This window comes from Methylosinus trichosporium OB3b (assembly GCF_002752655.1).
Taxonomy (GTDB): Bacteria; Pseudomonadota; Alphaproteobacteria; order Rhizobiales; family Beijerinckiaceae; genus Methylosinus; species Methylosinus trichosporium.
Genome location: NZ_CP023737.1, coordinates 783,586 through 806,283 on the forward strand (window position 1 = coordinate 783,586; position 22,698 = coordinate 806,283).

The following is a 22,698-nucleotide window of genomic DNA, read 5'->3' on the forward strand; positions in this document are numbered from 1 at the left end:
TTTTCTCACTGCGTGAACGCCAGGGCGCCGTCCGGCAAATCCTGATCGACGCCTTTGTAGCGACTGGCGCGCTGGCCCATCATCGCCTCGAAGGCCTCATGCACCTCGCCGACAGATTTCGGCTGCATCTTCTTGCCCTTGCGAGCATAAAAAATGGGCTTGTTGGCGCGCGCGGGCTTCGGCAGCAGCGCGGCCGCCGGCGTATGCGGCGCCTCCTCGACCTTCTGCATGAAGCGGGCGGCGTCGTCCGGGCCGAGGAAGTGGATGAGATAAGTCTCGCCCGCGGTCAGCGGCCGGCCGATGCGCTCGGCGATCTTGTCGCCGTCATATTTCAGCATCTCGGCGGCGAGGGCGGCGGAGAGATAAGGGTCGTTGCGCATGGCCAGGATCGCGGCGCGTCTCTGCGGCGCGACGCGCAGGTCGCCGCCCTTCACCTCGATCGCTTCGGCCGCCTCCTGCTGGCCATGGCGCCAGCCGAACATGCGCACGGCCTTGAGCCAGGTCGAATCGATGAACTGGAACAGCCCGCTCGCCGAGGAGGTGCTGGCCTTCGCCTTGGGCGAGAAGCTCGATTCCTTATCGGCGATGGCCATCAGCAGCGCCGGGTCGGAGCCCGTCGACTTGGCGGCGTCGACGACATGCTCGACGATGGCGCGCGCGACGCGCACCGGGCCGAATTGCAGCACGCCCGAATTCTCGGCCCTGTGGGTGGACGACCAGGCGCGCACCGCGTCGCTCGCGGAGAAGTCGGCGTCGAGCGGCGTGTCGTCCTTGACGATATTCACCGGCGTCGATGATGCGCTGCGACGCGCGGCGTCACGGCCGGAGCGCGACGCCGCCGCGGTCTTTCCGGTCGGCGCGACCTCGGGCGCCGACAGGAGAATGGCCGCCAGCGCGCATGTCGAGGCCGCAGCGACAACCAAAGCGCGAAGGAGCATGGGGACCGAGCGGCCCGCGCCGAGAACCGGACCGTCCGCGGCGCGGGCGGTGAGAACTCGAATAAAGCGCGGCTGCTTCGGCGCAGACGCTTCCCGGCCGCGAACGGCGGGCGCAATCGCCTCGTAAGTCACTCTGTTTCGTTCCTCTCCTGTTGTCGGGACAGGAACGAAAGCTAGCAGCGCCCAAGGGCGAAAAATCGGCCGCGTGCGTCATGCGTACGTCACAATCCGTACGTGTGCCGCTGGACGCCGAATCCTTAAAATGCAAGGTTTTTTCTACGTACGTGTGTAGAGCGACGCTCGCGCCGCCACAATCACGCCCCGGCTCGGCGCGGCGAAGGCCGCGCCGGCGAATCAGAAGCTCATGCTCGCGATCTTGGCGAACATGCTGCGCAGCAATTGGAAATCGGCGCTCGCCGAAGGAGTCGTGCGGGTGAGGAAGTCGACCACCTTGCCGTCCTGCAGCCCATAGTCGGCCGTGCGCTGCACATTCTTGGATTTGTCGAAATAGACGGCGAGAATGTGCTGGTCGGCCACCTCTTGCGGCATGAAGGCGAGCTGGCGCTCGAGGCGCTGGCTCACATAATACCAAGCGTCGCCGCCGACGGTGGAGGTCGTCGAGGGCGTGCCGAGCAGCGCCAGCACCTGCGGCGCCGGCATGCCGACCTTGACCTGAGCGACCTTGCGCTCCTCGATCACGGCGCCGCGATTGATGACGCCGTCATAGCCGAGGCAGCCGGCGAGCGTCGCCGCGAGCCCGGCGAGAACGGCGCCGCCGCCGACGCGCCGCACGCGAGTGGAAAGGACGCGCGATTTCTCCGACGCCATATCGATCTCCGCCCTGCGCCCCGTCGCCGAGACGTGCCCTCTCGGGAAGAATGTGATGTTTCGATGCCTACCCTTCGCCCGAAACGAAAGCAAGCAGCCGCGCCCCCGGAGGGGCCGACGATCTTTCCGCCCGTCAGATGGCCGGAAAATGGCGAAGCTTGCAGCGCGCGGCGCGCGAACGTCTATATTTCCCCGTAGAGACCACGAAGGGAGGAGCGGCCGATGAGAGACGACGATGACGAAGGCCGGGAACCGGAGCTGTCGCGGCCAGTGGCGGCGGCCGAGGTTCCGGAGGAAGGGCTCGATGTGCATGTCGTCGCCCGCCCTGACGAATGCGCCGCTCTCGCGGCGGCCGACGGGCTCGCCGCGCTGACGCGGCTCGAGGCCGATCTCCGCGTGCGGCGCGAAGGCGCCGGCGGCTTGCGGGTCGAGGGCGAGCTCCGCGCCGATCTGCGCCAGATTTGCGTGGTCACGCTCGAGGAGTTCGATGTGACCCTCGTCGAGCCGATCGACGTGGCCTTCGCTCCCGAGCGGCCGCCGCGCCCGCCGGCCGAGCCGAGCCGCCGCACGCGACGGCCGGCCGAGCCGGAGGAGCCGGAGTCGAGCAGTCATTTCGTCGATCTCGAAGGGGACGAGCCCGACCCACTGATCGACGGGCGCATCGATCTCGGCGCGATCGTCGCCGAGTTTCTCGCGCTCGCGGTCGATCCCTATCCGCGCAAGCCCGGCGCGAGCTTTGCGGCGCCGCCGCTGGAGGAAGATGGCGCGCCGCCCCGCTCGCCTTTCGCCGGATTGGGCGAGGCGCTGCGCAAAGGCCGCGGCAATTGAGGAAAATGCCTTGCGCCGGCGCGGCGCAAATGGCAAGTCCGTGCCGCCGACGCGGGGAGGCAGGCGCCGAGCCGGCGCTCGCCTCCCCGCACGCGTCCGGGCGGCCGTTCGACATTCCGTCGATGAGCGAAGCCGATGGCGCCGCCTCGCGCGGGCCGCTCGCACGCATACCGTGACAAGCCAGGAGTGGAAGAGGAATGGCGGAGCCCATTCGGATAGCGATCGACGCCATGGGCGGCGATTTCGGTCCCGCCGTCACTGTGCCGGGCGCAGCCCTTACGCTGGAGCGGCGGCCCGGCTGCCATTTCCTGCTGTTCGGCAATGAGGCGGCGATCCGCGCCGAGCTCGCCGCCTATCCGCGTCTCGCCGCCGTCTCGACGGTTCGCCATTGCGACGTCGCGATCCGCATGGACGACAAGCCGAGCCAGGCGCTACGCGCCGGCCGCCGCGTCTCCTCCATGTGGCAGGCGATCGACGCGGTGAAGAAGGGCGAGGCCGACGTCGCCGTCTCCGCCGGCAACACCGGCGCGCTGATGGCCATGGCGAAAGTCTGCCTGCGCACCATGGCGAAGATCGAGCGTCCGGCGCTCGCCAGCCTGTGGCCCGCCGCCACCGAGCGCGGCTTTTCGATCGTCCTCGACGTGGGGGCGTCGATCGGCGCCGACGCGCGTCATCTCGTCGATCTCGCGGTCATGGGCTCGGCGATGGCGCGGGCGCTGTTCGATCTCGCGCGTCCGAGCGTCGGCCTGCTCAATGTCGGCAAGGAGGACATCAAGGGCGTCGAGGAGGTCAAGACCGCATCGCGCCTGCTGAAGGAGGCCGACCTTCCCGATCTCGACTATCGCGGCTTCGTCGAGGGCGACGAGATCGGCAAAGGCGTCGTCGATGTCGTGGTGGTGGAGGGCTTCACCGGCAACATCGCCTTGAAGACCGCCGAGGGCACGGCGACGCAGATCAAGGACTATCTTCGTCAGGCGATCTCCCGGTCCTGGCTCGCCCAGCTCGGCTATCTGCTCGCGCGCGGCGCTTTCCGCGAGCTGAAGGAAAAAATCGACGTGCGCAACATCAACGGCGGCGTGTTCCTCGGTCTCGAGGGCGTCGTCATCAAGAGCCATGGCGGCGCCGACGCGCACGCTTTCGCGCGCGCCGTCGAGATCGGCTATGAGATGGCCCATCAGGGGCTGCTGACCAAGATCCGCGACACGATGGCGACCATCACCCACGACGACCCCCTCTCCCCCGATACGGCTCCGAACTCCTCCCCTCCTCGGGAAGCCGCTCAGTGACATCGATCTTCCCCCCCTTGCGCTCCGTCGTTCTCGGCGTCGGCTCCTATCTGCCCGAGCGCGTGCTCGCCAATGAGGAACTCGCGACGCTCGTCGACACCAGCGACGAATGGATCGTCCAACGCACCGGCATAAAGGAACGGCGCATCGCCGCGCCGGGCGAGACCACCTCCATGCTTGGCGAACGCGCCGCGCGCGCCGCTCTCGCGGCCGCCGGCCTCGCGCCCGAGGACATCGATCTCATCGTCGTCGGCACCTCGACGCCCGACTATACGTTTCCTTCGACCGCGACGCAGATTCAAGCAGCGCTCGGCGTTCATCGCGGCGTCGCCTTCGATCTGCAGGCCGTGTGCTCGGGATTCGTCTTCGCTCTGGCGACGGCCGACAAATTTCTGCGCTCGGGCTCGCACAAGCGCGCGCTGGTGATCGGCGCGGAGACCTTCTCGCGCATCATCGACTGGACCGACCGCACGACCTGCGTGCTCTTCGGCGACGGCGCCGGCGCCATGGTGCTGGAAGCGCGCGAGAGCGCCGGCTCGATGGACGAGCGCGGCGTGCTCACGACGCATCTGCGCTCGGACGGACGCCATCGCGCCAAGCTCCATGTCGACGGCGGTCCGTCGGCGACGCAGACGGTCGGCCATCTGCGCATGGAGGGCAAGGAAGTATTTCGCTTCGCCGTCGGACAAGTGACCGACGTCGTCGTCGACGCTTTCGCCGCGACCGGCTACACGGCGAAGGACCTGCAATGGTTCGTGCCGCATCAGGCCAACCGCCGCATCATCGATATGTCGGCGGCCAAGCTCGGCATCGCGCAAGAGAAGATCGTCGCGACCGTGCATTTGCACGGAAATACTTCAGCCGCCTCCATTCCGCTGGCGCTCGCCGTCGCGGCCGGCGACGGACGCATCGGGCGCGGCGATCTCGTGATGCTGGAGGCGGTCGGCGGCGGTTTCACCTGGGGATCGGCGCTGATCCGGTGGTGACTTTGTTTCTACAGCCCCCGGATGTAAGCGCGCGGCTGTCGTCCAAACGCCGCGCCACCACAACCGACGCTTGATTTCCGCCGTTCTTTCTGAAAAATAATCGAATTGAGTTTATCGCCCCTCGCCCACGCGACGTCTTGCCCGCCGATTGCGGTCGAAAGCGACGAACCATTCTCGCGCGGCGGTTGTCGCAACAGAACCATCTCGCACTCACTGAAGATGTTTTATCCAAATCGATAAGGCCGAACATGTCGCAGAAGCTTTCCGAAAAAGAAGCCCCGACGATCGACGCGCCGCCCGAGGAGCCGCTCGTGTACACCCGCCCGGAGCCGTTGTCGCACACCGTCACGCGCGCGGACCTCGCCGACGCCGTCCATCAACGCATCGGCCTCTCCCGCACGGAATCCGCCGAATTCGTCGAGATGGTGCTGTCCGAGATTTTTCAGGCCATCGTCGCGGGCGACGATGTGAAGCTGTCGTCCTTCGGCTCCTTCCATATCCGCTGGAAAAACGAGCGCGTCGGACGCAACCCCAAGACCGGCGCCGCCGCCCCGATCTCGGCGCGGCGCGTGGTGATGTTCAAAGCGTCCAACGTGCTTCGCGCGCGCATCAATGGTCACCGGCCGATCGGCGGCAAGAGCTGAGCTCGCCTTTCGCGCTTGCCGCGGCGACGCGCGGCGACGTAGAAGCGCCCGCATGAGCGAGCCCGACGCCGATTCCGCGACGATGCTCCGCAGCGCCGCGCGCCTGCCCGGCGCTGTCTGGGCGCTCGGCGTCACCTCCTTGTTCATGGATTGCTCGTCGGAGATGATCCATGCGCTGCTGCCGGTCTATCTGACGGGAGCGCTCGGCCTCGCCATCGCCGACATCGGCTGGCTCGAAGGCGCGGCGGAGGCGACGGCGCTCGCCGTCAGGGTGGTTTCGGGCCGCATCTCGGATCGGATCGGTCGCCGCAAAGGGCTCGCCCTCTTCGGCTATGGTCTCGCGGCGGCGACCAAGCCCGTTTTTCCGCTCGCCTCCGGCGCGGCCGAAGTAATCGCTGCGCGGGTGATCGACCGCGTCGGCAAGGGCGTGCGCGGCGCCCCACGCGACGCGCTGATCGCCGACGTCACCGCGCCGCAGCTGCGCGGCGCCGCCTATGGCCTGCGCCAGGCGCTCGACACAGTCGGCGCCGTCATCGGCCCGCTCCTCGCCATCGCGCTGATGCTGGCGACGCATGACGACACACGCCTCGTCTTCTGGGCCGCCTGCGTCCCGGCGCTCGCCTGCGTGCTGACTCTGGCCGTCTTCGTCCGCGAGCCCGAGGAGACGCGTCCGCCGCCCGCGGCGCGCGGTCCGCTGCTCGCCGGCCTGTCCGAGCTGCCGCGGGCCTTTTGGCTGATCGCCGCCTTCGGCTCCATGCTGGCCGCGGCGCGAGTGGGCGAGGCTTTTCTGGTGCTGCGCGCGACCGGCGCCGGCCTCGCCATCGCCTTCGCGCCGCTGACGCTCGTCGCCATGTCCTTCGTCGCGGCGCTCGCCGCTGTTCCCGCCGGCAAGATCGTCGACCGCTGGAGCGAGAGGCGGCTGCTGGTCGCGGCGAGCCTCACTCTCGCGGTTTCGGAAGCCGCGCTCGCGACCTTGGCGGGCCTCCCCGGCGCCTTCGCCGGCATTGCTCTCTGGGGCCTGCACATCGCCCTCGCCCAGGTCGCCTTTTCGACGCTGGTGGCGCGAGCTGCGCCGCCGCATCTGCGCGCCACCGGCTTCGGCGTCTTCGGCCTCGCCAACGCCGTCGCGGTGATCGCCGGCAATGTCGCCTTCGGCGCTCTGGCCGAGCAGGGCGGAGAGGGGTTCGCCTATGGCGTCGCCGCCGTCGCGGCGCTGGCGCCGCTGGCGCTCATAGCCTCTATCCCCCGGCCGACCACAACGCTCATGGCTAAAGCCCGCTCCAATTTCGTCTGCCAGAGCTGCGGCGCGGTCTCCACGCGCTGGCAGGGCCGCTGCGAGGCCTGTGGCGAATGGAACAGCATTGTCGAGGAGAGTGGCGCGCAGGCCGGCTTCGGGCCGCCGGCGGCGCGCGGGGGGCGCGGAAAAGCCTTCGCGCTGGAGACGCTCGCCGGCGACGCCCAGCCCGCGCCGCGCATCGCCACCGGCATCGAGGAGTTCGACCGCGTCACCGGCGGCGGCTTCGTGCCGGGCTCGGTGGCGTTGCTCGGCGGCGAGCCCGGCATCGGCAAATCGACGCTGCTGATCCAGGCCTGCGCGGCGCTCGCCAATCGCGGCGAGCGGGTGATCTATATCTCGGGCGAGGAGGCGGCGGCGCAGGTGCGGCTGCGCGCCGAGCGCCTCGGCCTCGCCAAATCGCCGGTGGAGCTCGCCGGCGCGACGCAGGTGGAGGATATTCTCGCCACTTGCGCAGCGGGACGCCGGCCGGCGCTGATCGTCATCGATTCGATCCAGACCATGCATACGGATGCGGTCGAATCCGCGCCCGGCACGGTGACGCAGGTGCGGGCCAGCGCCCAGGCGCTGCTGCGCCACGCCAAGCTCGGCGGCTCGACGGTCATTCTCGTCGGCCATGTGACCAAGGACGGCCAGGTCGCAGGTCCCCGCGTCGTCGAGCATATGGTCGACGCCGTGCTCTCCTTCGAAGGCGACAGCGCCCACCACTTCCGCATGCTGCGCGCGTCGAAGAACCGCTTCGGCGCGACCGGCGAGATCGGCGTGTTCGAGATGACCGGCGCCGGCCTCGCCGAGGTGCCGAACCCTTCCGCCCTGTTCCTCGCCGGCCGCGACGCCGAGGCGCCCGGAGCCGCCGTGCTCGCCGGAATGGAGGGCCAGCGCCCGATGCTGGTCGAGATCCAGGCGCTGGTCGCGCCGACCTCGCTCGGCACGCCGCGCCGCGCCGTCGTCGGCTTCGACTCCAACCGCCTGTCGATGATCCTCGCCGTGCTCGAGGCCCATGCCGGGCTGAGGCTCGGCCAGCACGACGTCTATCTCAATGTCGCCGGCGGCCTGCGCGCCGACGAGCCGGCCGCCGATCTCGCCGCCGCCGCCGCGCTCGTCTCCTCGCTGACCGGCGCCGCTCTGCCCGCCGAGCGCGTCTATTTCGGCGAGATCGCCCTATCCGGCGCGGTGCGGCCCGTCATCCACGCCGGCGCGCGGCTGAAAGAGGCCGGCAAGCTCGGCTTTCGCCGCGCCGTCCTGCCCCAGGCGCAGCAGACGACCGACGACGACAAAAGCGCCGGAGTCGCGCTCGCCGCCTGCGGCCATGTCGCGGCGCTCGTCGCCGAAATCGCGCAGAGCTCGGCCGAGTCCCCGGCCGGCCGGCGCGACGGCGCCCGGCGAGCGCCCGCCCGAGGCCCGTCCGGGGACTGAGACGGTCGAGGCCGAGGTCGCGTGGCGCGGGCGCGTAAGCAGTCGATACGTATTTATACTTGCGGCGCCGAAGCAATTCCCACGAATCGTGTGCACGAATACATAAAAATCGGTGAAGGCGACAAAGCCGATGGTTGCAGAAAATTAACCATCAGCAATAATCATCAGCGTTAGACGAATCACGCGTTTTGCCCGCGCCATGAGGCAGAAGATGCAATCTCGGGAATTTGCGGAGACGAGCAGAGAGATCGCGCGCTGGAGTGAACCTTTGGTGGCGGATCGTATATTCGGCGTCTATGAAGCTTGGTTTCGTGGACGAAGACAGATGTGGGACGCTCTCGGGCGCCAGCATTGCCGAATGTGGCGCAGCCTGCTCGAAGGAGAGATCATATTGGCGCGCGACGCGCGCAGCGATCTCGTGAAGCTGGCGCGCCGCGCCAATGTCGACGAGCGCTCGCTCGAAGCCATCGACGAATCGGTGATGGACGAACTGTTCCGCGTGATCCTGCGCCGCTGGCAGGGGCGCGACGAGGCCCGCCTCAACGGCATGGCCTTGATGATCGCCGCCTCGACGCTCGGGGAGATTCGACGGGCGGCCTGACCGCTCCTCCTTCCCTCGCGCCGACCGACCGCTCGACGGCCTCGTTCGAGCAAGGCGTTCAACGGCCGAGCCTTCTCGCTATTGCCGCAATTTCGGGGTTCGGTCGCGCGCGGAAGACGCGCGGCCGATCCGCGAGCGTGACGAACAATGGCCGCTCCCTTATACTGGCGAGAGAGAATCTGACGGCGACGCGCGCGCCGGCGTCCGGCCCTCGCCGCAGCGTCCGCATTCGCATGCGGACGCTGCGGCGAGGGCCCGCACGTATTACGGGTTGCAGAACGACCAAACAGCGAAGAGGCTTTCGATATGCCGTCTTATCTCGATCTGACCGTCACCATCATCGTGCTGGTGTCGGGCCTGCTCGCGCTGCTGCGCGGCTTCACGCGCGAAGTGCTCGCCGTCCTCTCCTGGGTCGCGGCGGCGGCGGCGGCCTATTATTTGCATCCGCTCGTCGTGCCCTATGTCAAACCCTATGTGCCGAAGGACAATCTCGCCGTCTACGCCGGCGCGGCCGTCGTCTTCTTCGCGACGCTGATCGTGGTGTCGCTGGTGACGGTCAAGCTCTCCGACCTCATCCTCGACTCGAAGATCGGCGCGCTCGACCGCACGCTCGGCTTCCTGTTCGGCGCGGCGCGCGGGCTGCTGCTCGCGGTGGTCGCCTTCCTGTTCTATGACTGGCTGGTGCCGGAGGCGAGCCAGCCCGACTGGGTCAAGACCGCGCGCACCAAGCCGGTGCTGCAGGCTTCGGGAGATCGGCTGCGCGAGTTCCTGCCGGATGATATCGACGGCATCGTCGCCAAGCTGAAGACCAAGAAGGGCGGCGGGTCCGAGGAGCCGCCGGCCGAGCAAGACAATGATGCGGGAAGACCGTCCGATTCCGGCGAGGCCACCGCCGACAAGCGAACGGAGCTGACAAATCCGCACGCAGGCGCCACATATGGCGCGAATGATCAACAGAAGCTGGACGCCCTGGCGGCGGGGCGAAAATTGCGCTGACCGCGCCGGAGCGAGGACGATGACCGATACGCGCATGACCGACCCAATCGACGATTCCGACGGCGATCGTCTGCGCGAATATTGCGGCGTCTTCGGCATCTTCGATCATCCGGACGCGACGATTCTGACGGCGCTGGGCCTGCACGCGCTGCAACATCGCGGGCAGGAGGCGGCGGGCATCGTCGCCTTCGACGGCAAACGGTTCAATTCCGAGCGCCGGCTCGGCCTCGTCGGCGATCATTTCTCGAAAGAGAGCACGATCAAGCGCCTGCCCGGCAATTCGGCGATCGGCCATGTCCGTTATGCGACGACGGGCGAGACGATTCTGCGCAATGTGCAGCCCTTGTTCGCCGAGCTCAACACAGGCGGCTTCGCCATCGGCCACAATGGCAATCTCACCAACGCCCATACGCTGCGACGCGAGCTGATCGAGGAAGGCGCGATCTTCCAGTCCACATCGGACACGGAAGTGATTCTCCATCTCGTCGCGCGCAGCCGCAAGACGCGGCTCATCGAGCGCTTCATCGAGGCGCTGCGCTCGATCGAGGGGGCCTATTCGCTGGTGGTCCTCTCCAACAAGAAGCTGATCGGCGCGCGCGATCCGCTCGGCATCCGCCCGCTCGTCATCGGCGAGCTCGACGGCAAATATATTCTCGCCTCCGAGACCTGCGCGCTCGACATCATCGGCGCGCGCTTCGTGCGCGATGTCGCCAATGGCGAGGTGGTCATCATCTCCGAGGACGGGCTCGAGAGCCTGCGGCCGTTTCCGGCGCAGCCGATGCGGCCCTGCATCTTCGAATATATCTATTTCGCGCGCCCCGATTCGATCGTGCATGGCCGGCCGGTCTATGACGTGCGCAAGGCGATGGGCGTGGAGCTCGCGCGCGAGCGACGGATCGACGCCGACGTCGTGGTGCCGGTGCCCGACTCGGGCGTTCCGGCCGCGCTCGGCTATGCGCGCGAGTCCGGCATTCCGTTCGAGCTCGGCATCATCCGCAATCATTACATCGGCCGCACCTTCATCCAGCCGACGCAATCGGTGCGCGAGATCGGCGTGCGCTTGAAGCACAGCGCCAATCGCTGCGTGGTGGCCGGCAAGCGGGTGATCCTCATCGACGATTCGATCGTGCGCGGAACGACCTCGGTGAAGATCGTGCAGATGATGCGCGACGCCGGCGCGAGCGAGGTGCATTTCCTCATCTCCTCGCCGCCTATCACCCATCCCGATTATTACGGCATCGACACGCCGCAACGCGACAAGCTGCTGGCCGCGACACACAGCCTCGAAGAGATGCGGCAATATATCGGCTCGGACAGCCTCGCCTTCCTCTCGATCGACGGCATCTACCGCGCCATGGGCGAGGAGCGACGCGATTCCCAGCGCCCACAATTCACCGACCATTGCTTCACCGGCGAATATCCGACGACGCTGACCGATGTGACGGAAGAGCGGGTGAAGGCGCAATTGTCGCTGCTGGCCGAGGCGAGCTGAGGGGCGCCCTCGACGAGAAGCCGCTCCTGCGGAACACGATCAAATCGAGTCGCCGTCCCCGGGAATCCGAGCAGCGCAGGATATCAGATCTTTAAATAGATCTATGATCATGCCATGCTGCTATGATGAACGAATCCTCGACGACGCCCCTCCGCCCGGAAAGCCAGCCCCACCCCTTGCCGAAAATCGTCGGCGGGTTTCAGACGGTGCTCGCGGACCCGCCGTGGAGGTTTTCCAACCGGACCGGCAAGGTCGCGCCGGAGCATCGGCGTCTCGATCGCTATTCCACCATGTCGCTCGACGCCATCAAGGCGCTACCCGTTTCCTCCGTGACCGCGCGCAACGCCCATCTCTATCTGTGGGTGCCGAATGCGCTGCTCACCGACGGACTCGACGTGCTGCACGCATGGGGGTTCCGCTACGTCAGCAACATCGTTTGGGCGAAGCGGCGCAAGGACGGCGGACCAGATGGACGCGGCGTCGGGTTTTATTTCCGCAACGTCACCGAATTGCTGCTGTTCGGCGTGAAGGGCTCGATGCGCACGCTCGCGCCCGGCCGCTCTCAGGTCAATATGATCGAGACCCGCAAGAGGGAGCACTCGCGCAAGCCGGACGAGCAATACGATCTGATCCAGGCCTGCTCGCCCGGTCCCTATCTCGAAATGTTCGCGCGCTATCCACGCAAGGGCTGGACCGTCTGGGGCGATGAATCCCCGGAAGAGACGACGCCGCGCGGCAGGGTCCACAAGGGCTACGAAGGCGGGGCTCTGCTGCCGGAGCTCATCGCCAACTCCCATATCGGCGAGGAGACAGCCGAGGCGATGGCGGACGAGCTCAGCCGACGCTATTTCGGCGGCAGCAGCGTCCGCGAGCTGGCCGAGGAGACGGGCTATTCGATCCAGCGCGTCCGGTCGCTTCTGAAGAAGGCCGATGTGCCGATGCGGCCGCGAGGCAGGCAGCGCATTTCCGCTTAGTGGCGTGGTTCAGCCGCTTTGACAGGGCTGGTCTACCGATAAGGCGTCCCGTCCCATGTTTTCTCGGTCGCCGCGACAATGAGGACGGGACATGTTCCCATGACGCCGCGCCGCAAGCGCATTTGCGCCTTGTCGAAAGCCGTCACCGTGGATGTCGACAGATCGATAGGCAGCTTGTGGGTCCGCTCTTCTTCTGGAAGCGTCGCCTCATAGTCTCCCCAGATCTGCCGAGCCAAGGCCAGCAAGCGCGGGCGGTCCTTGGTGATGACGACCCCGGCGGAAATCACGCCGGCCTCATACCAGGACCGGTAAGACGCCAGATCGCGGTCGAGATTGCCGTCCTTCGCGTTCCATTCGACATCGAGGACGACGCGGCCCTTGAAATTGTCGACGAGGTAGCCTTCCTGCTTCACCGGCGCCAACGTCCCTATGATCCTGTTGTTCTTGTCATAGAGAATGCCCGTGGTTTCGAGATCGAGACGCGCCTCTTTCCAGCCGAGCGCCGAAAACCGCCGGTCGATCTGCGCGGCGATGTCTCCTCGGTTTCCGCCCGCCTTCAACCAGAATTCCGGAACCAGCCGATAGGTCGAGAGGACATCGACGATGTCCTTCCATTCTCCCGGGCACACCGCCTTCATGACCGCGGCGGCGGAGTTCGTCTCCATGAAGTCCCAGTGCTCCCGCGCAGCAGGCGGCACGACTTCGGGATCATTGTAGGTATGGGTTTCGAACACGGCTCCAACCGAGTTATCGGACTCGATGAAGCCCGTCTTACCGGAGTCACCACAAAAATGCCTACTTGATCAAGCGCTTGGACATGGAGCTAGCTATTGACGCTCATCCCGTTATGATCAAGAGATCGCAAAGCCAAAACCGGTGCGGGCTGGGGACAATCACATTTCAGGCTCGGGGTCATAGTTGTTGAAAATCCTATCTCTCAATATCCGAAGCGGCGGAGGGCGGCGCATTGAATCCTTGCTGCGCTACATCGAGAGGCAGAGGCCTGACGCAGTCGTGTTAACAGAATGGCGACAAAATTCCTGCTCTCGAATCATTATACAATGGGCTAATAGTTGCGGACTGCATCATGCTTGCTTGAATGATAGCGGAACTAGTAATGGCGTATTTTTCGCTGCGTCCTCATCATTTTCGTACAATTCTATAACTCCTGACAACTCATCTGCCGGAGTGCTGATGAATGTAACCTCTGGTGACTGGTGCATGCTTGCCTCATATTTCCCGCAGGGCTCCGCTAAAGCGGCGTTCTTCGCAGCCTGCCACGATGCGGCCAAGGAACGAGCGGACTTCCCCTTCGCGATCATCGGTGATTTCAATACGGGTAACCAACTGCACGATCGGGATAACAATGGCGAGCGTTACGCATGCGCCGAGAAATTTGATGCACTGTCTTCCAAATTAAACCTCAGTGATTTGTGGAGAAGAACGAACGGAGTTTCGGCTCGAGAGTGGTCATGGAAATCAAATGCCGGGAATGGTTTTAGGATCGACCATGCGTTTGCAAACCAAAAATTCATAGACCGCTATCATCCAAGTTGTCATTACGACCACGAGCCACGAGAGCTCGGTTCGACAGACCACAGCGCGCTGATCGTCACATGCATGAAATGATAGTATAGTTAGAAATGATGCGAGTCTGCAACACCTGACGTTACGCAAAAATTGTGCAAGTTGTTTCTCAAACATTATTCTCTAAAAACCCTTCTGACGACGCATGAGACGCCTCTCTCCATCCATGCCATAGGCTTCTCACACATCCAAATTCGCCACGTTCAGCGCGTTCTCCTGAATGAACTCGCGGCGCGGCTCCACCACATCGCCCATCAGCTTCACAAAAATATCCTCGGCCTCCACGGCCTCCTTCACCCGCACCTGCAGCAGCGAGCGCACCTCGCGGTCGAGCGTCGTCTCCCACAGCTGCTCGGCGTTCATCTCGCCGAGGCCCTTGTAGCGCTGGATGGCGAGGCCCTTGCGGCCGAGCGCGGCGGTCGCGTCATAGAGCGCGAGCGGACCGGAGAGCGGCGTCTCGTCGCCGCGCCGCGCCAGCGAGGCGGCGCCGGCGAAAATCTCGCGCAGACTCTCGGCGCGCTCCTGCAGCTTGCGCGCCTCGCTCGAGGCGAGCAGCGCGGCGTCCAAAATCACCGCTTGCGCGACGCCGCGCAGAGTGCGGCGGAAGACATAGCCGCCCTCGCGCGTTTCGCCGGTCCAGCCGCGCTCGGTCTCCTCGGCGATCGCATTGAGACGCTCCGCCACATCGTTCGCCTTGGCGTCGTCCGGCGGCGCCTGCAGCGCGCCGGCCAGCGCGGTCTGCTCGACGACGCTGCGGTCGTAGCGCGAATGCAGCCCGTTCATGATGGTGCGGAAGGAGCGCGCATCCTCGAGCGCCTGACGCAGATCCTTGCCCGCGCGCTCCTCGCCAGTGCCGCAGCGAAGCACGGCGCCGTCCAGCACGGAGTCGATCAGATAATCCTCGAGCGCGCGCTCGTCCTTGAGATATTGCGTCGATTTGGCTTTGGTCACCTTGTAGAGCGGCGCCTGGGCGATGAACACATGGCCGCGCTCGATCAGCTGCGGCATCTGCCGATAGAAGAAGGTCAGGATCAGCGTGCGAATATGCGCGCCGTCGACGTCGGCGTCGGTCATGATGATGATCTTGTGATAGCGCAGCTTGTCGGCGTTGAACTCGTCACGGCCGATGCCGGTGCCGAGCGCAGTGATCAAAGTGCCGATCTGTTCCGACGACAGCATCTTGTCGAAGCGCGCGCGCTCGACATTGAGGATCTTGCCGCGCAGCGGCAAGACCGCCTGGAACTCGCGATTGCGGCCCTGCTTGGCGGTGCCGCCGGCCGAGTCGCCCTCGACGATGAACAGTTCCGCCTTGGCTGGATCGCGCTCCTGACAATCGGCGAGCTTGCCGGGCAGGTTCGCGACATCGAGCGCGCCTTTGCGCCGCGTCAGCTCGCGCGCCTTGCGCGCCGCCTCGCGCGCCACCGCCGCCTCGCAGACCTTGGAGACGACGGCTTTCGCCTCCTGCGGATGCTCCTCGAGCCATTGGTCGAGCAATTCATTGACGATATTCTCGACCGCCGGACGCACCTCGGAGGAGACGAGCTTGTCCTTCGTCTGCGAGGAGAATTTCGGATCGGGCACCTTCACCGAGACGACACAGGTCAGACCCTCGCGGCAATCGTCGCCGGTGAGATCGACCTTCTCGCGCTTGGCGAGGCCGGAGCGCTCGGCATAGCCGGTGATCTGCCGTGTCAGCCCGGCGCGAAAGCCCGCGAGATGCGTGCCGCCGTCGCGCTGCGGAATATTGTTGGTGAAGACCAGCACATTCTCATGGTACGAGTCGTTCCACCACAGAGCGACTTCGACATTGATATGCTCGCGCTGGCCGTGAATCATGATCGGCTGCGCGATCAGCGGCGTCTTGGCGCGATCGAGATAACGCACGAAGGCCTCGAGCCCGCCTTCATAGTAAAGCTCCTCGCGCTTCTGCTCCGCGTGGCGCGCATCGGTGAGCACGATGCGCACGCCGGAATTCAAAAAGGCCAGCTCGCGCAGCCGATGCTCGATGGTCGCATAATCGAACTCGACGACCGTTTTGAATGTCTTGAGCGACGGCAGGAAGGTCACCTGCGTGCCACGCTTCGGCTTGCCGTCCTCGATCGGCGCGTCGCCGACCACGGCGAGCGGCGCGACCGCGTCGCCATTGGCGAACTCCATGAAATGCTCGCGCCCATCCTGCCAGATCCGCAGCTTCAGCCACACCGACAGCGCATTGACCACCGACACGCCGACGCCATGCAGGCCGCCCGAGACCTTATAGGAGTTCTGGTCGAATTTTCCGCCGGCGTGCAGCTGGGTCATGATGACCTCGGCCGCCGAGACCCCCTCCTCCTTATGGATGCCGGTCGGCACGCCGCGGCCATTGTCGGTGACGGTGCAGGAGCCGTCGGCGTCCAGCGTCACCGTGACGAGACTGGCGTGGCCGGCCAGCGCCTCGTCGATGGCGTTGTCGACCACCTCATAGACCATATGATGGAGGCCGGTCCCGTCGTCGGTGTCGCCGATATACATGCCCGGACGCTTGCGCACGGCGTCGAGCCCACGCAGCACCTTGATCGAATCCGCGCCATATTCGGGGGTCGGGACGGCGTCGTCGGCGTCATTGCTCATATGATCGGGGGCTCCTGCGGGCGAGGCGATTCTGAAGCGCTGATTTTAGCGTGGAATGGGGGTGGGATGCACGAGAAACCGGTGGGGGGCGGTGGGGTGGTTAGCCCCCCCCTTTCTTGCCCGAGCTACACTTCGCGGCCCACGGAAAAAGCAAGGGGCTGCCGCATGTAAGGAAGCTTTGCTTTGCACAGCGCCCCCCGCTCGCGCTCAGTGATGATCGACTCTTGCGATCATCATCACAGCAGTCGTGGTTCAAACGGACGGCCACAAAGCTGCTTCTTTCGAGAGCAGGAGCTGATTTGCTTGATCGCGGATAGCCTCGAAGAGAACGCCAACTTCGATGGGAACGTCTCCATTCACTACGCGCTTTTCGATCATAGAAAAGGCTCCGATCTTCAACGAGGTCCCGGGTCGAATTACGACCGGCGCTGTTCCAAAGTGATCGGTTGTTACGACCCATCGCAGGCCGAGTTCGTCGGCTAGCGCGTCTCCGAAGAGAACACCCAAGCCCTGAAGCAGCTCATGCTCTTCCGCCGTAGCGTGTTCAAGTACAAGTTGAATTACTGTAAGTTTTCCTGTAGTGCTATCGATGATGCTCCGCTCTTGCTCAGGGAGCATTTGCCGAAGCTGTGCACGCCAGAAATCAAAAAAACTATTCTCATCCGCATTCAGCTCTCTGATACTCTCGCTTAAAGCCATTGTCTCCTCCAATCAGTCATTAAAATTCGAACTGCTCTCACGCGGCTGCGCGCCTCGTCCGCCGCCCGACCTCACCCGAGAACCTCGACATCCGCAGCCGCCGTGCCAGCAAGCGCCGACGCTGCGCCGGCTCATGATTGGCTTCATCTATGAGCTTATATATCGAGTAGCCCGTCATCGCGAGCGGCGCGAAGCGATCCAGGGGCCGCGCCCCGCGGCTCTGGATTGCTTCCTCGCTGCGCTCCTCGCAATGACGGCCGCCTCTCGAGATCCGCTTTCGCACCCCCGCCATCATCGCTCTGTTCAGGCGAAATTCCGCCGTATATGAAAGACCGTCATGAACCCGGCCCGCCGTCGGCCGAAAGAGTTCCCCGAGGAGCCAGACGTTGACCGAACTGAAAGACCTCTACGACATCGGCGAGATCCCGCCGCTCGGGCACGTGCCCGCCAAGATGCACGCCTGGGTCGTCCGCAAGGAGCGGCACGGGCCGCCGGAAGAGGCCATGCAGCTCGAGGTCGTGCCGACCTGGGAGCTCGACAGCCATGACGTGCTGGTGCTGGTGATGGCGGCCGGCGTCAACTACAATGGCGTCTGGGCGGCGCTCGGCCAGCCGATCTCGGTGCTCGACGCCCATAAGCAGCCCTATCACATCGCCGGCTCCGACGCTTCCGGCATCGTCTGGGCGGTCGGCTCCAAGGTCAAGCGCTGGAAAATCGGCGACGAGGTCGTCGTCCACTGCAACCAGGATGACGGGGACGACGAGGAGTGCAATGGCGGCGACCCGATGTTCTCCGCCTCGCAGCGCATCTGGGGCTATGAGACGCCGGACGGCTCCTTCGGCCAGTTCTGCCGCGTGCAGGACCGCCAGCTCATGGAGCGGCCGAAACATCTCACCTGGGAGGAGTCGGCCTGCTACACGCTGACCCTCGCCACCGCCTATCGCATGCTGTTCGGCCATGAGCCGCACCGGCTGAAGCCGAGCGACAATGTGCTGATCTGGGGCGCCTCGGGCGGTCTCGGCGTGTTCGGCGTGCAGCTCTGCGCCGCCGCCGGCGCCAACGCCATCGGCGTGATCTCGGACGAGAGCAAGCGCGACTATGTGCTCTCGCTCGGCGCCAAGGGCGTCATCAACCGCAAGGATTTCAAGGGCTGCTGGGGCCAGCTGCCGACCGTGAACTCGCCCGAGTTCAACGACTGGTCGAAGGCCGCCCGCAATTTCGGCAAGGCGATCTGGGACATCACCGGCAAGAAGGACGTCGACATCGTCTTCGAGCATCCCGGCGAGCAGACCTTCCCGCTCTCCTGCATGGTGGTGAAGCGCGGCGGCATGGTGGTGTTCTGCGCCGGCACCACCGGCTTCAACCTCACCTTCGACGCCCGCTATGTGTGGATGCGCCAGAAGCGCATCCAGGGCTCGCATTTCGCGCATCTGAAGCAGGCGGCCGCGGCCAATCGCTTCGTGATCGACCGAAGGGTCGACCCCTGCATGTCGGAGGTCTTCCCCTGGGCCAAGATTCCGCTCGCCCACACCAAAATGTGGAAGAACGAGCACGCCCCCGGCAATATGTCCGTTCTGGTCAATGCGCCGACCACGGGCCTGCGCACGCTCGAGGAAGTGATCGAGGCCGGCCGAACGTGAGCCGGCGGCGATAATATATTAAATATGACGCTATCGGCCCCATATCGACTAACATAGAAGTTTTTGTGTTAGCGAGGGCCGATGGCGGAATAGCGCTTCTACGGTAGACGCGCGCGCCGCGCCTGATGACCGACATCGTCGAACGCGCAGTTCAGAGGCGTGCGCCCTTGCGGAGCGTCCCGAGTCGCTCCGCAGCGAGGCTTCAGGCGCGTGGCCAAGCGTTCACGGAGAGGCGCGCCGCGACCTTCTCCAACATGGCGGGATCGTCCATGGCGCGGGCGAGCAGAACGCCGCCTTCGAAAGCGGCGAGGATCGCCTCGGCCGCGCCGCGCTCGTCACCGAGCGCGGCGCGCAGCCAACAAAGAGTCTCGGCGAAGAATCGCCGCGCCTCGGCGCTCACCTCGGGCGGCAGCCCGCCGACCTCCGCCGCCATCATACCGAAAAGGCACATGCGCTTTCGCTCGACCACCGTGCGGCGGAACATCTCGCCGAGCAGAGCGATCGCCTCCGCCGGAGCCCGCGCGGCCGGATCGCCGAGCTCCGCGCCGCAGCGATCGGCGTAGCGCCGCACGACCGCGGCGGCGAGCGCCGCTTTCGTCGGGAAGAAATAATGAACGCTGGCGCTCTTGACGCCGACATCGGCGGCGATGTCGCGGAAGCTCACGCCATTATAGCCGTAGCGGCACAGACGCTCCTCGGCGCTGTCGAGAATTCTCGAAGCCGTCCCCTCCCCGCGTCGCGCCGTGGCCATGTCGTCCCATCCCTCTCAGACGACGCGGATACAGCGCCATTGACAGGCCTCCCGTCAATGGCGCATGGTTTACCTATCATGTGATAGGTAGATGAAACGAGGCGGAGGACAGCCCATGTACGAGATGAAAAATCTGAAAGCGCTCGGCAAGATCGGCGCGGCGGCCCCGGCCGCCATGGAAGCCTATCGCAAATTCGACGAGGCGGCGCTGGCCGACGGCGCTATTCCAAAGAAATACAAGGAGCTGATCGCGCTGGCCGTGGCGATGACGACGCAATGCCCCTATTGCCTCGAGGTGCATCGCAAGCATGCGCTCGCGGCCGGCGCGACCGAGGCCGAGCTCGCCGAGGCGATCTTCGTCGCCGCGGCGCTTCGGGCCGGCGCCGCAGTCACGCATGGGACGCATGTCGTGACCGAGTGACGCACCCGCGTCGCTCCGGCGTTGCGGAGCGCCCCGGCCGTCATTGCGAGCGAAGCGAAGCGATCCAGAGCCGCAGGGCGTCGCCTCGCCCCTCGCGACGCCTCACCCCGCCGTCGTCAACGCTTGATCGAGATCGGCGAGAATATCGTCGATATGCTCGATGCCGATCGAGAGGCGAACATAGCCGGGCGTCACGCCGGCGGCGAGCTGCGCTTCCGGCGAGAGCTGCGAATGCGTCGTCGTCGCCGGATGAATGGCGAGGCTGCGCGCGTCGCCGATATTGGCGACATGATAGAAGAGCTTCAGCGCGTCGATGAACCGGCGCCCCGCGTCCAGCCCGCCTGCGAGCTCGAAGCCGAGCAGCGCGCCATATCTGCCCTTCAGATATTTGTCCGCGCGCTCGCGCTCCGCCCCGGTCTGGCGCGAGGGATGAATGACCTTCGTCACCTCGGAACGCTGCGCCAGGAAATCCGCGACCGCCTGCGCATTGGACACGTGGCGCTCGATGCGCAACGGCAGGGTCTCGATCCCCTGCAGCGTCAGAAAGGCGTTGAAAGGTGATGGCGCGGAACCGAGATCGCGCAGAAGAGTCGTGCGCGCCTTGATGATATAGGCGATGGGCCCGAGCGGCTTGACCGCCTCCACCCACACCGCGCCGTGATAGCTCGGGTCCGGCGTGTTGAGCGCCGGCTGGCGATCGGGGAATTTCTCCCAGTCGAAATTGCCGCCGTCGATGATGGCGCCGCCGATCGATGTGCCGTGGCCGCCGATATATTTGGTCGTCGAATAGACGACGATCGCCGCGCCATGCTCGAACGGCTTCACCAGCAACGGCGCCGCGGTGTTGTCGGCGATCAGCGGAACGCCGTATTCGCGGCCGATCGCCGCCACTTCCGCGATCGGTAAGACGGTGAGCTTCGGGTTGGGCAGCGTCTCGGCGTAATAAGCGCGCGTGCGCGCGTCCGTCGCGCGGCGAAAATTCTCCGGATCGCTCGGGTCGACGAAGCGCACGTCGAGCCCCTGCTCCTTCAGCGTATTGGCGAAGAGATTCCAGGTGCCGCCGTAAAGATCCGTGGAGGCGACGACATTGTCCCCGGCGCGGGCGATGTTCTGCAGCGCGAAGGCCGAGGCCGCCTGGCCGGAAGCGAGGGCGAGCGCCGCGACGCCGCCCTCGAGCGCGGCGAGACGCTCCTCGAGGATCGCGGTCGTCGGATTGCCGATGCGCGTGTAGATATTGCCCAGCTCTTTGAGCGCGAAGAGATTGGCGGCATGTTCCGAATCGCGGAACTGGTAGGAGGTCGTCTGATAGATGGGGGGCGCGACGGCGCCCGTGGCCGGGTCCGCACGCCAGCCGGCGTGGAGGGCCAGAGTCTCGGGGTGCTTGCTGTCGACGGCCATTCCATCCTCCCTTTGTTTCGCCGTATCGCGCCGGCGCCGGATTTAACCGGATTATTATTCTACTGGCAATGTAGGGTTCCGAAGACGCCCCCCCGCCGCGCGACCGACTGTCGCGCCTCGGCGCGACGCCACCGACTGGAATTGAAACGATTCTTGCTTGTCCCCTCCCTGTCGCAAGGAAGACGGCGGCGCCCGGCGCCGCGAGAGAAGCGCATTCGGGGAGACTTTCAATGGCCTACAAGATCATCGCGTCGCAATGCACCGTCTGCGGCGCCTGCGAGTTCGACTGCCCCACCGCCGCCATTCGCATGAAGGGCGACACCTATATCATCGACCCGAAGAAGTGCACGGAATGCGACGGCGGCACGCCGCATTGCGACGAGGTGTGTCCGGTTCCGAACACCTGCGTCCCGGCGTAAGCTGAACGGGCGGCGACGCCCTTTCAAAAATGGGCGCTCCCTTCTCCCGCTCGCGGGAGAAGGTGGCGCGCGTCGAGTGTCTCGCCCCTACGGCAGCACAAAGGTGCCGCGACCCTTCCCCTCCAGAATCGCCCGGATCGACCCGTCTCCGGCGATCGAGAACACGACGATCGGGATCTTGTTCTCGCGCGCCAAAGCGAACGCCGCCGTATCCATCACCGCGAGATTTTTGGCGATCGCCTCGTCATGCGTGAGCGTGTCATAGCGGCGCGCGTTCGGATCGCGCTTGGGGTCGGCGGTATAGACGCCGTCGACCTGGGTCGCCTTCAGCACAGCGTCGGCCGAGAGCTCGGCGGCGCGCACGACCGCCGGCGTGTCGGTGGTGAAGAAGGGGAGGCCCGTGCCGCCCGCGGAGATCACCACCCGCCCCTTGGCGAGATGATGCAGCGCCGCCCGACGCGAGAAGGATTCGCATAAGGATGGCATGGGCACGGCCGAGAGGCAGCGCGCCTGCCTTCCCCTCGCCTCGATCGCCTGCTCGAGCGCGAGGCCGTTCATCACCGTCGCCAGCATGCCGATCGAATCGGCCCGCGCGCGTTCGATACCCTTGTCCGCGCCCAGAATGCCGCGAAAGAAATTGCCGCCGCCGACGACGACGGCGATCTGCGTCCCGAGCTCGGCCGCGGCGGCGAGATCGGCGGCGATGCGTTCCAGCGTCGGCGCATGCAGTCCGTGCGGCGCGTCGCCCATCAGCGCCTCGCCCGAGAGCTTGACGACGACCCGTCTCCACTTCGGCAGGTTCGCTGCGTTCGTCATGCCCGCGCCTCTTCGTCTCGCCAATCGGATCGATCGGAGGCCTTGATAGGCGAGCCGCGGCGGCCCGGCAAGGA

The 22,698-nt window shown here is 65.6% G+C and carries 21 protein-coding genes and 1 pseudogene; 14 read left to right on the forward strand and 8 right to left on the reverse strand.

Annotated features, from left to right (window positions below; genetic code table 11):
* Positions 1-5: 5 nt before the first annotated feature.
* Together CQW49_RS03720 and CQW49_RS03725 are read right to left on the reverse strand one after the other, a co-directional pair.
* Positions 6-938: a transglycosylase SLT domain-containing protein gene (locus CQW49_RS03720; protein ID WP_244441346.1), complete on the reverse strand. Its 933-nt coding sequence runs from the start codon at positions 936-938 to the stop codon at positions 6-8.
* A 354-nt stretch (positions 939-1,292) separates the two neighbouring features.
* Complete coding sequence (locus CQW49_RS03725) at positions 1,293-1,766, reverse strand: outer membrane protein assembly factor BamE (RefSeq protein WP_003610485.1); 474 nt, start codon at positions 1,764-1,766, stop codon at positions 1,293-1,295.
* A gap of 222 nt (positions 1,767-1,988) precedes the next feature.
* Between CQW49_RS03725 and CQW49_RS03730 the strand changes: the two genes are divergently transcribed.
* The 10 genes and pseudogenes from CQW49_RS03730 (at position 1,989) to CQW49_RS03775 (ending at position 12,283) form a co-directional block, all read left to right on the forward strand.
* The gene (locus CQW49_RS03730; RefSeq protein WP_003610484.1) at positions 1,989-2,594 is read left to right on the forward strand and encodes a YceD family protein; all 606 of its coding nucleotides are present in this window, start codon (positions 1,989-1,991) and stop codon (positions 2,592-2,594) included.
* A 197-nt stretch (positions 2,595-2,791) separates the two neighbouring features.
* Positions 2,792-3,880 (forward strand): phosphate acyltransferase PlsX, encoded by a 1,089-nt coding sequence (gene plsX / locus CQW49_RS03735; protein WP_003610483.1) that lies wholly within the window; start codon positions 2,792-2,794, stop codon positions 3,878-3,880.
* Positions 3,877-4,866: a beta-ketoacyl-ACP synthase III gene (locus CQW49_RS03740; protein ID WP_003610481.1), complete on the forward strand. Its 990-nt coding sequence runs from the start codon at positions 3,877-3,879 to the stop codon at positions 4,864-4,866. Before plsX ends, CQW49_RS03740 begins: the two co-directional genes overlap by 4 nt.
* A gap of 248 nt (positions 4,867-5,114) precedes the next feature.
* A complete protein-coding gene (locus CQW49_RS03745) occupies positions 5,115-5,510 on the forward strand; it encodes an integration host factor subunit alpha (protein WP_003610479.1) in 396 nt (131 codons plus the stop codon).
* A gap of 163 nt (positions 5,511-5,673) precedes the next feature.
* Positions 5,674-6,708: pseudogene (locus CQW49_RS03750) on the forward strand (MFS transporter); the annotation flags it as partial.
* Between the two features lie 66 nt (positions 6,709-6,774).
* On the forward strand, positions 6,775-8,220 hold the full coding sequence (gene radA, locus CQW49_RS03755) for a DNA repair protein RadA (protein WP_003610476.1): 1,446 nt from the start codon (positions 6,775-6,777) through the stop codon (positions 8,218-8,220).
* Positions 8,221-8,545: 325 nt separating this feature from the next.
* On the forward strand, positions 8,546-8,821 hold the full coding sequence (locus CQW49_RS03760; protein WP_003610474.1) for a hypothetical protein: 276 nt from the start codon (positions 8,546-8,548) through the stop codon (positions 8,819-8,821).
* A 306-nt stretch (positions 8,822-9,127) separates the two neighbouring features.
* The gene (locus CQW49_RS03765) at positions 9,128-9,817 is read left to right on the forward strand and encodes a CvpA family protein (protein ID WP_003610472.1); all 690 of its coding nucleotides are present in this window, start codon (positions 9,128-9,130) and stop codon (positions 9,815-9,817) included.
* 34 nt (positions 9,818-9,851) lie between these two features.
* Positions 9,852-11,309 (forward strand): amidophosphoribosyltransferase, encoded by a 1,458-nt coding sequence (purF, locus tag CQW49_RS03770; RefSeq protein ID WP_244441345.1) that lies wholly within the window; start codon positions 9,852-9,854, stop codon positions 11,307-11,309.
* Positions 11,310-11,485: 176 nt separating this feature from the next.
* Positions 11,486-12,283: an MT-A70 family methyltransferase gene (locus CQW49_RS03775; RefSeq protein WP_244441344.1), complete on the forward strand. Its 798-nt coding sequence runs from the start codon at positions 11,486-11,488 to the stop codon at positions 12,281-12,283.
* Between the two features lie 32 nt (positions 12,284-12,315).
* Here the strand turns inward: CQW49_RS03775 and CQW49_RS03780 are convergent, their stop codons facing one another.
* Positions 12,316-13,017: a BglII/BstYI family type II restriction endonuclease gene (locus CQW49_RS03780; RefSeq protein WP_003610466.1), complete on the reverse strand. Its 702-nt coding sequence runs from the start codon at positions 13,015-13,017 to the stop codon at positions 12,316-12,318.
* 460 nt (positions 13,018-13,477) lie between these two features.
* On the opposite strand from CQW49_RS03780, the gene CQW49_RS26270 reads away from it, so the two are divergent.
* Entirely contained in the window at positions 13,478-13,912 is a 435-nt protein-coding gene (locus CQW49_RS26270) for a hypothetical protein (protein ID WP_155931326.1), read from the forward strand.
* Positions 13,913-14,050: 138 nt separating this feature from the next.
* On the opposite strand, the gene gyrB is transcribed toward CQW49_RS26270, so the two are convergent.
* Both gyrB and CQW49_RS03790 read right to left on the reverse strand, forming a co-directional pair.
* Entirely contained in the window at positions 14,051-16,480 is a 2,430-nt protein-coding gene (gyrB, locus tag CQW49_RS03785; protein ID WP_003610463.1) for a DNA topoisomerase (ATP-hydrolyzing) subunit B, read from the reverse strand.
* 252 nt (positions 16,481-16,732) lie between these two features.
* Positions 16,733-17,179 carry a DUF3806 domain-containing protein gene (locus tag CQW49_RS03790; protein WP_024750013.1) on the reverse strand — a complete coding sequence of 149 codons (447 nt, stop codon included), beginning with the start codon at positions 17,177-17,179 and terminating at the stop codon, positions 16,733-16,735.
* Positions 17,180-17,565: 386 nt separating this feature from the next.
* On the opposite strand from CQW49_RS03790, the gene ccrA reads away from it, so the two are divergent.
* Complete coding sequence (gene ccrA, locus CQW49_RS03800; RefSeq protein ID WP_003610459.1) at positions 17,566-18,819, forward strand: crotonyl-CoA carboxylase/reductase; 1,254 nt, start codon at positions 17,566-17,568, stop codon at positions 18,817-18,819.
* Positions 18,820-19,021: 202 nt separating this feature from the next.
* On the opposite strand, the gene CQW49_RS03805 is transcribed toward ccrA, so the two are convergent.
* Positions 19,022-19,570, reverse strand: a complete 549-nt coding sequence (locus CQW49_RS03805) for a TetR/AcrR family transcriptional regulator (RefSeq protein ID WP_003610457.1) — start codon at positions 19,568-19,570, stop codon at positions 19,022-19,024.
* 115 nt (positions 19,571-19,685) lie between these two features.
* Here CQW49_RS03805 and CQW49_RS03810 point away from each other — a divergent pair, with 115 nt between their 5' ends.
* Positions 19,686-19,991: a carboxymuconolactone decarboxylase family protein gene (locus CQW49_RS03810; protein ID WP_003610455.1), complete on the forward strand. Its 306-nt coding sequence runs from the start codon at positions 19,686-19,688 to the stop codon at positions 19,989-19,991.
* Positions 19,992-20,093: 102 nt separating this feature from the next.
* On the opposite strand, the gene CQW49_RS03815 is transcribed toward CQW49_RS03810, so the two are convergent.
* Positions 20,094-21,389 carry an O-acetylhomoserine aminocarboxypropyltransferase/cysteine synthase family protein gene (locus CQW49_RS03815; RefSeq protein ID WP_003610452.1) on the reverse strand — a complete coding sequence of 432 codons (1,296 nt, stop codon included), beginning with the start codon at positions 21,387-21,389 and terminating at the stop codon, positions 20,094-20,096.
* Between the two features lie 230 nt (positions 21,390-21,619).
* Here CQW49_RS03815 and CQW49_RS03820 point away from each other — a divergent pair, with 230 nt between their 5' ends.
* Entirely contained in the window at positions 21,620-21,808 is a 189-nt protein-coding gene (locus CQW49_RS03820; protein ID WP_003610451.1) for a 4Fe-4S dicluster domain-containing protein, read from the forward strand.
* A gap of 87 nt (positions 21,809-21,895) precedes the next feature.
* On the opposite strand, the gene pyrH is transcribed toward CQW49_RS03820, so the two are convergent.
* Positions 21,896-22,624, reverse strand: coding sequence for a UMP kinase (gene pyrH / locus CQW49_RS03825; RefSeq protein ID WP_003610450.1), 729 nt, complete (start codon positions 22,622-22,624; stop codon positions 21,896-21,898).
* Positions 22,625-22,698: the final 74 nt, after the last annotated feature.

Excerpts from the sequence above, each read along its gene's own strand:
- CQW49_RS03720 (WP_244441346.1), bottom strand. The coding sequence starts at position 938 with ATGCTCCTTCGCGCTTTGGTTGTCGCTGCGGCCTCGACATGCGCGCTG.
- CQW49_RS03725 (WP_003610485.1), bottom strand. The coding sequence starts at position 1,766 with ATGGCGTCGGAGAAATCGCGCGTCCTTTCCACTCGCGTGCGGCGCGTC.
- CQW49_RS03730 (WP_003610484.1), top strand. The coding sequence starts at position 1,989 with ATGAGAGACGACGATGACGAAGGCCGGGAACCGGAGCTGTCGCGGCCA.
- plsX (WP_003610483.1), top strand. The coding sequence starts at position 2,792 with ATGGCGGAGCCCATTCGGATAGCGATCGACGCCATGGGCGGCGATTTC.
- CQW49_RS03745 (WP_003610479.1), top strand. The coding sequence starts at position 5,115 with ATGTCGCAGAAGCTTTCCGAAAAAGAAGCCCCGACGATCGACGCGCCG.
- radA (WP_003610476.1), top strand. The coding sequence starts at position 6,775 with ATGGCTAAAGCCCGCTCCAATTTCGTCTGCCAGAGCTGCGGCGCGGTC.
- CQW49_RS03760 (WP_003610474.1), top strand. The coding sequence starts at position 8,546 with ATGTGGGACGCTCTCGGGCGCCAGCATTGCCGAATGTGGCGCAGCCTG.
- CQW49_RS03765 (WP_003610472.1), top strand. The coding sequence starts at position 9,128 with ATGCCGTCTTATCTCGATCTGACCGTCACCATCATCGTGCTGGTGTCG.
- purF (WP_244441345.1), top strand. The coding sequence starts at position 9,852 with ATGACCGACCCAATCGACGATTCCGACGGCGATCGTCTGCGCGAATAT.
- CQW49_RS26270 (WP_155931326.1), top strand. The coding sequence starts at position 13,478 with ATGAATGTAACCTCTGGTGACTGGTGCATGCTTGCCTCATATTTCCCG.
- gyrB (WP_003610463.1), bottom strand. The coding sequence starts at position 16,480 with ATGAGCAATGACGCCGACGACGCCGTCCCGACCCCCGAATATGGCGCG.
- CQW49_RS03790 (WP_024750013.1), bottom strand. The coding sequence starts at position 17,179 with ATGGCTTTAAGCGAGAGTATCAGAGAGCTGAATGCGGATGAGAATAGT.
- CQW49_RS03805 (WP_003610457.1), bottom strand. The coding sequence starts at position 19,570 with ATGGCCACGGCGCGACGCGGGGAGGGGACGGCTTCGAGAATTCTCGAC.
- CQW49_RS03810 (WP_003610455.1), top strand. The coding sequence starts at position 19,686 with ATGTACGAGATGAAAAATCTGAAAGCGCTCGGCAAGATCGGCGCGGCG.
- CQW49_RS03815 (WP_003610452.1), bottom strand. The coding sequence starts at position 21,389 with ATGGCCGTCGACAGCAAGCACCCCGAGACTCTGGCCCTCCACGCCGGC.
- CQW49_RS03820 (WP_003610451.1), top strand. The coding sequence starts at position 21,620 with ATGGCCTACAAGATCATCGCGTCGCAATGCACCGTCTGCGGCGCCTGC.
- pyrH (WP_003610450.1), bottom strand. The coding sequence starts at position 22,624 with ATGACGAACGCAGCGAACCTGCCGAAGTGGAGACGGGTCGTCGTCAAG.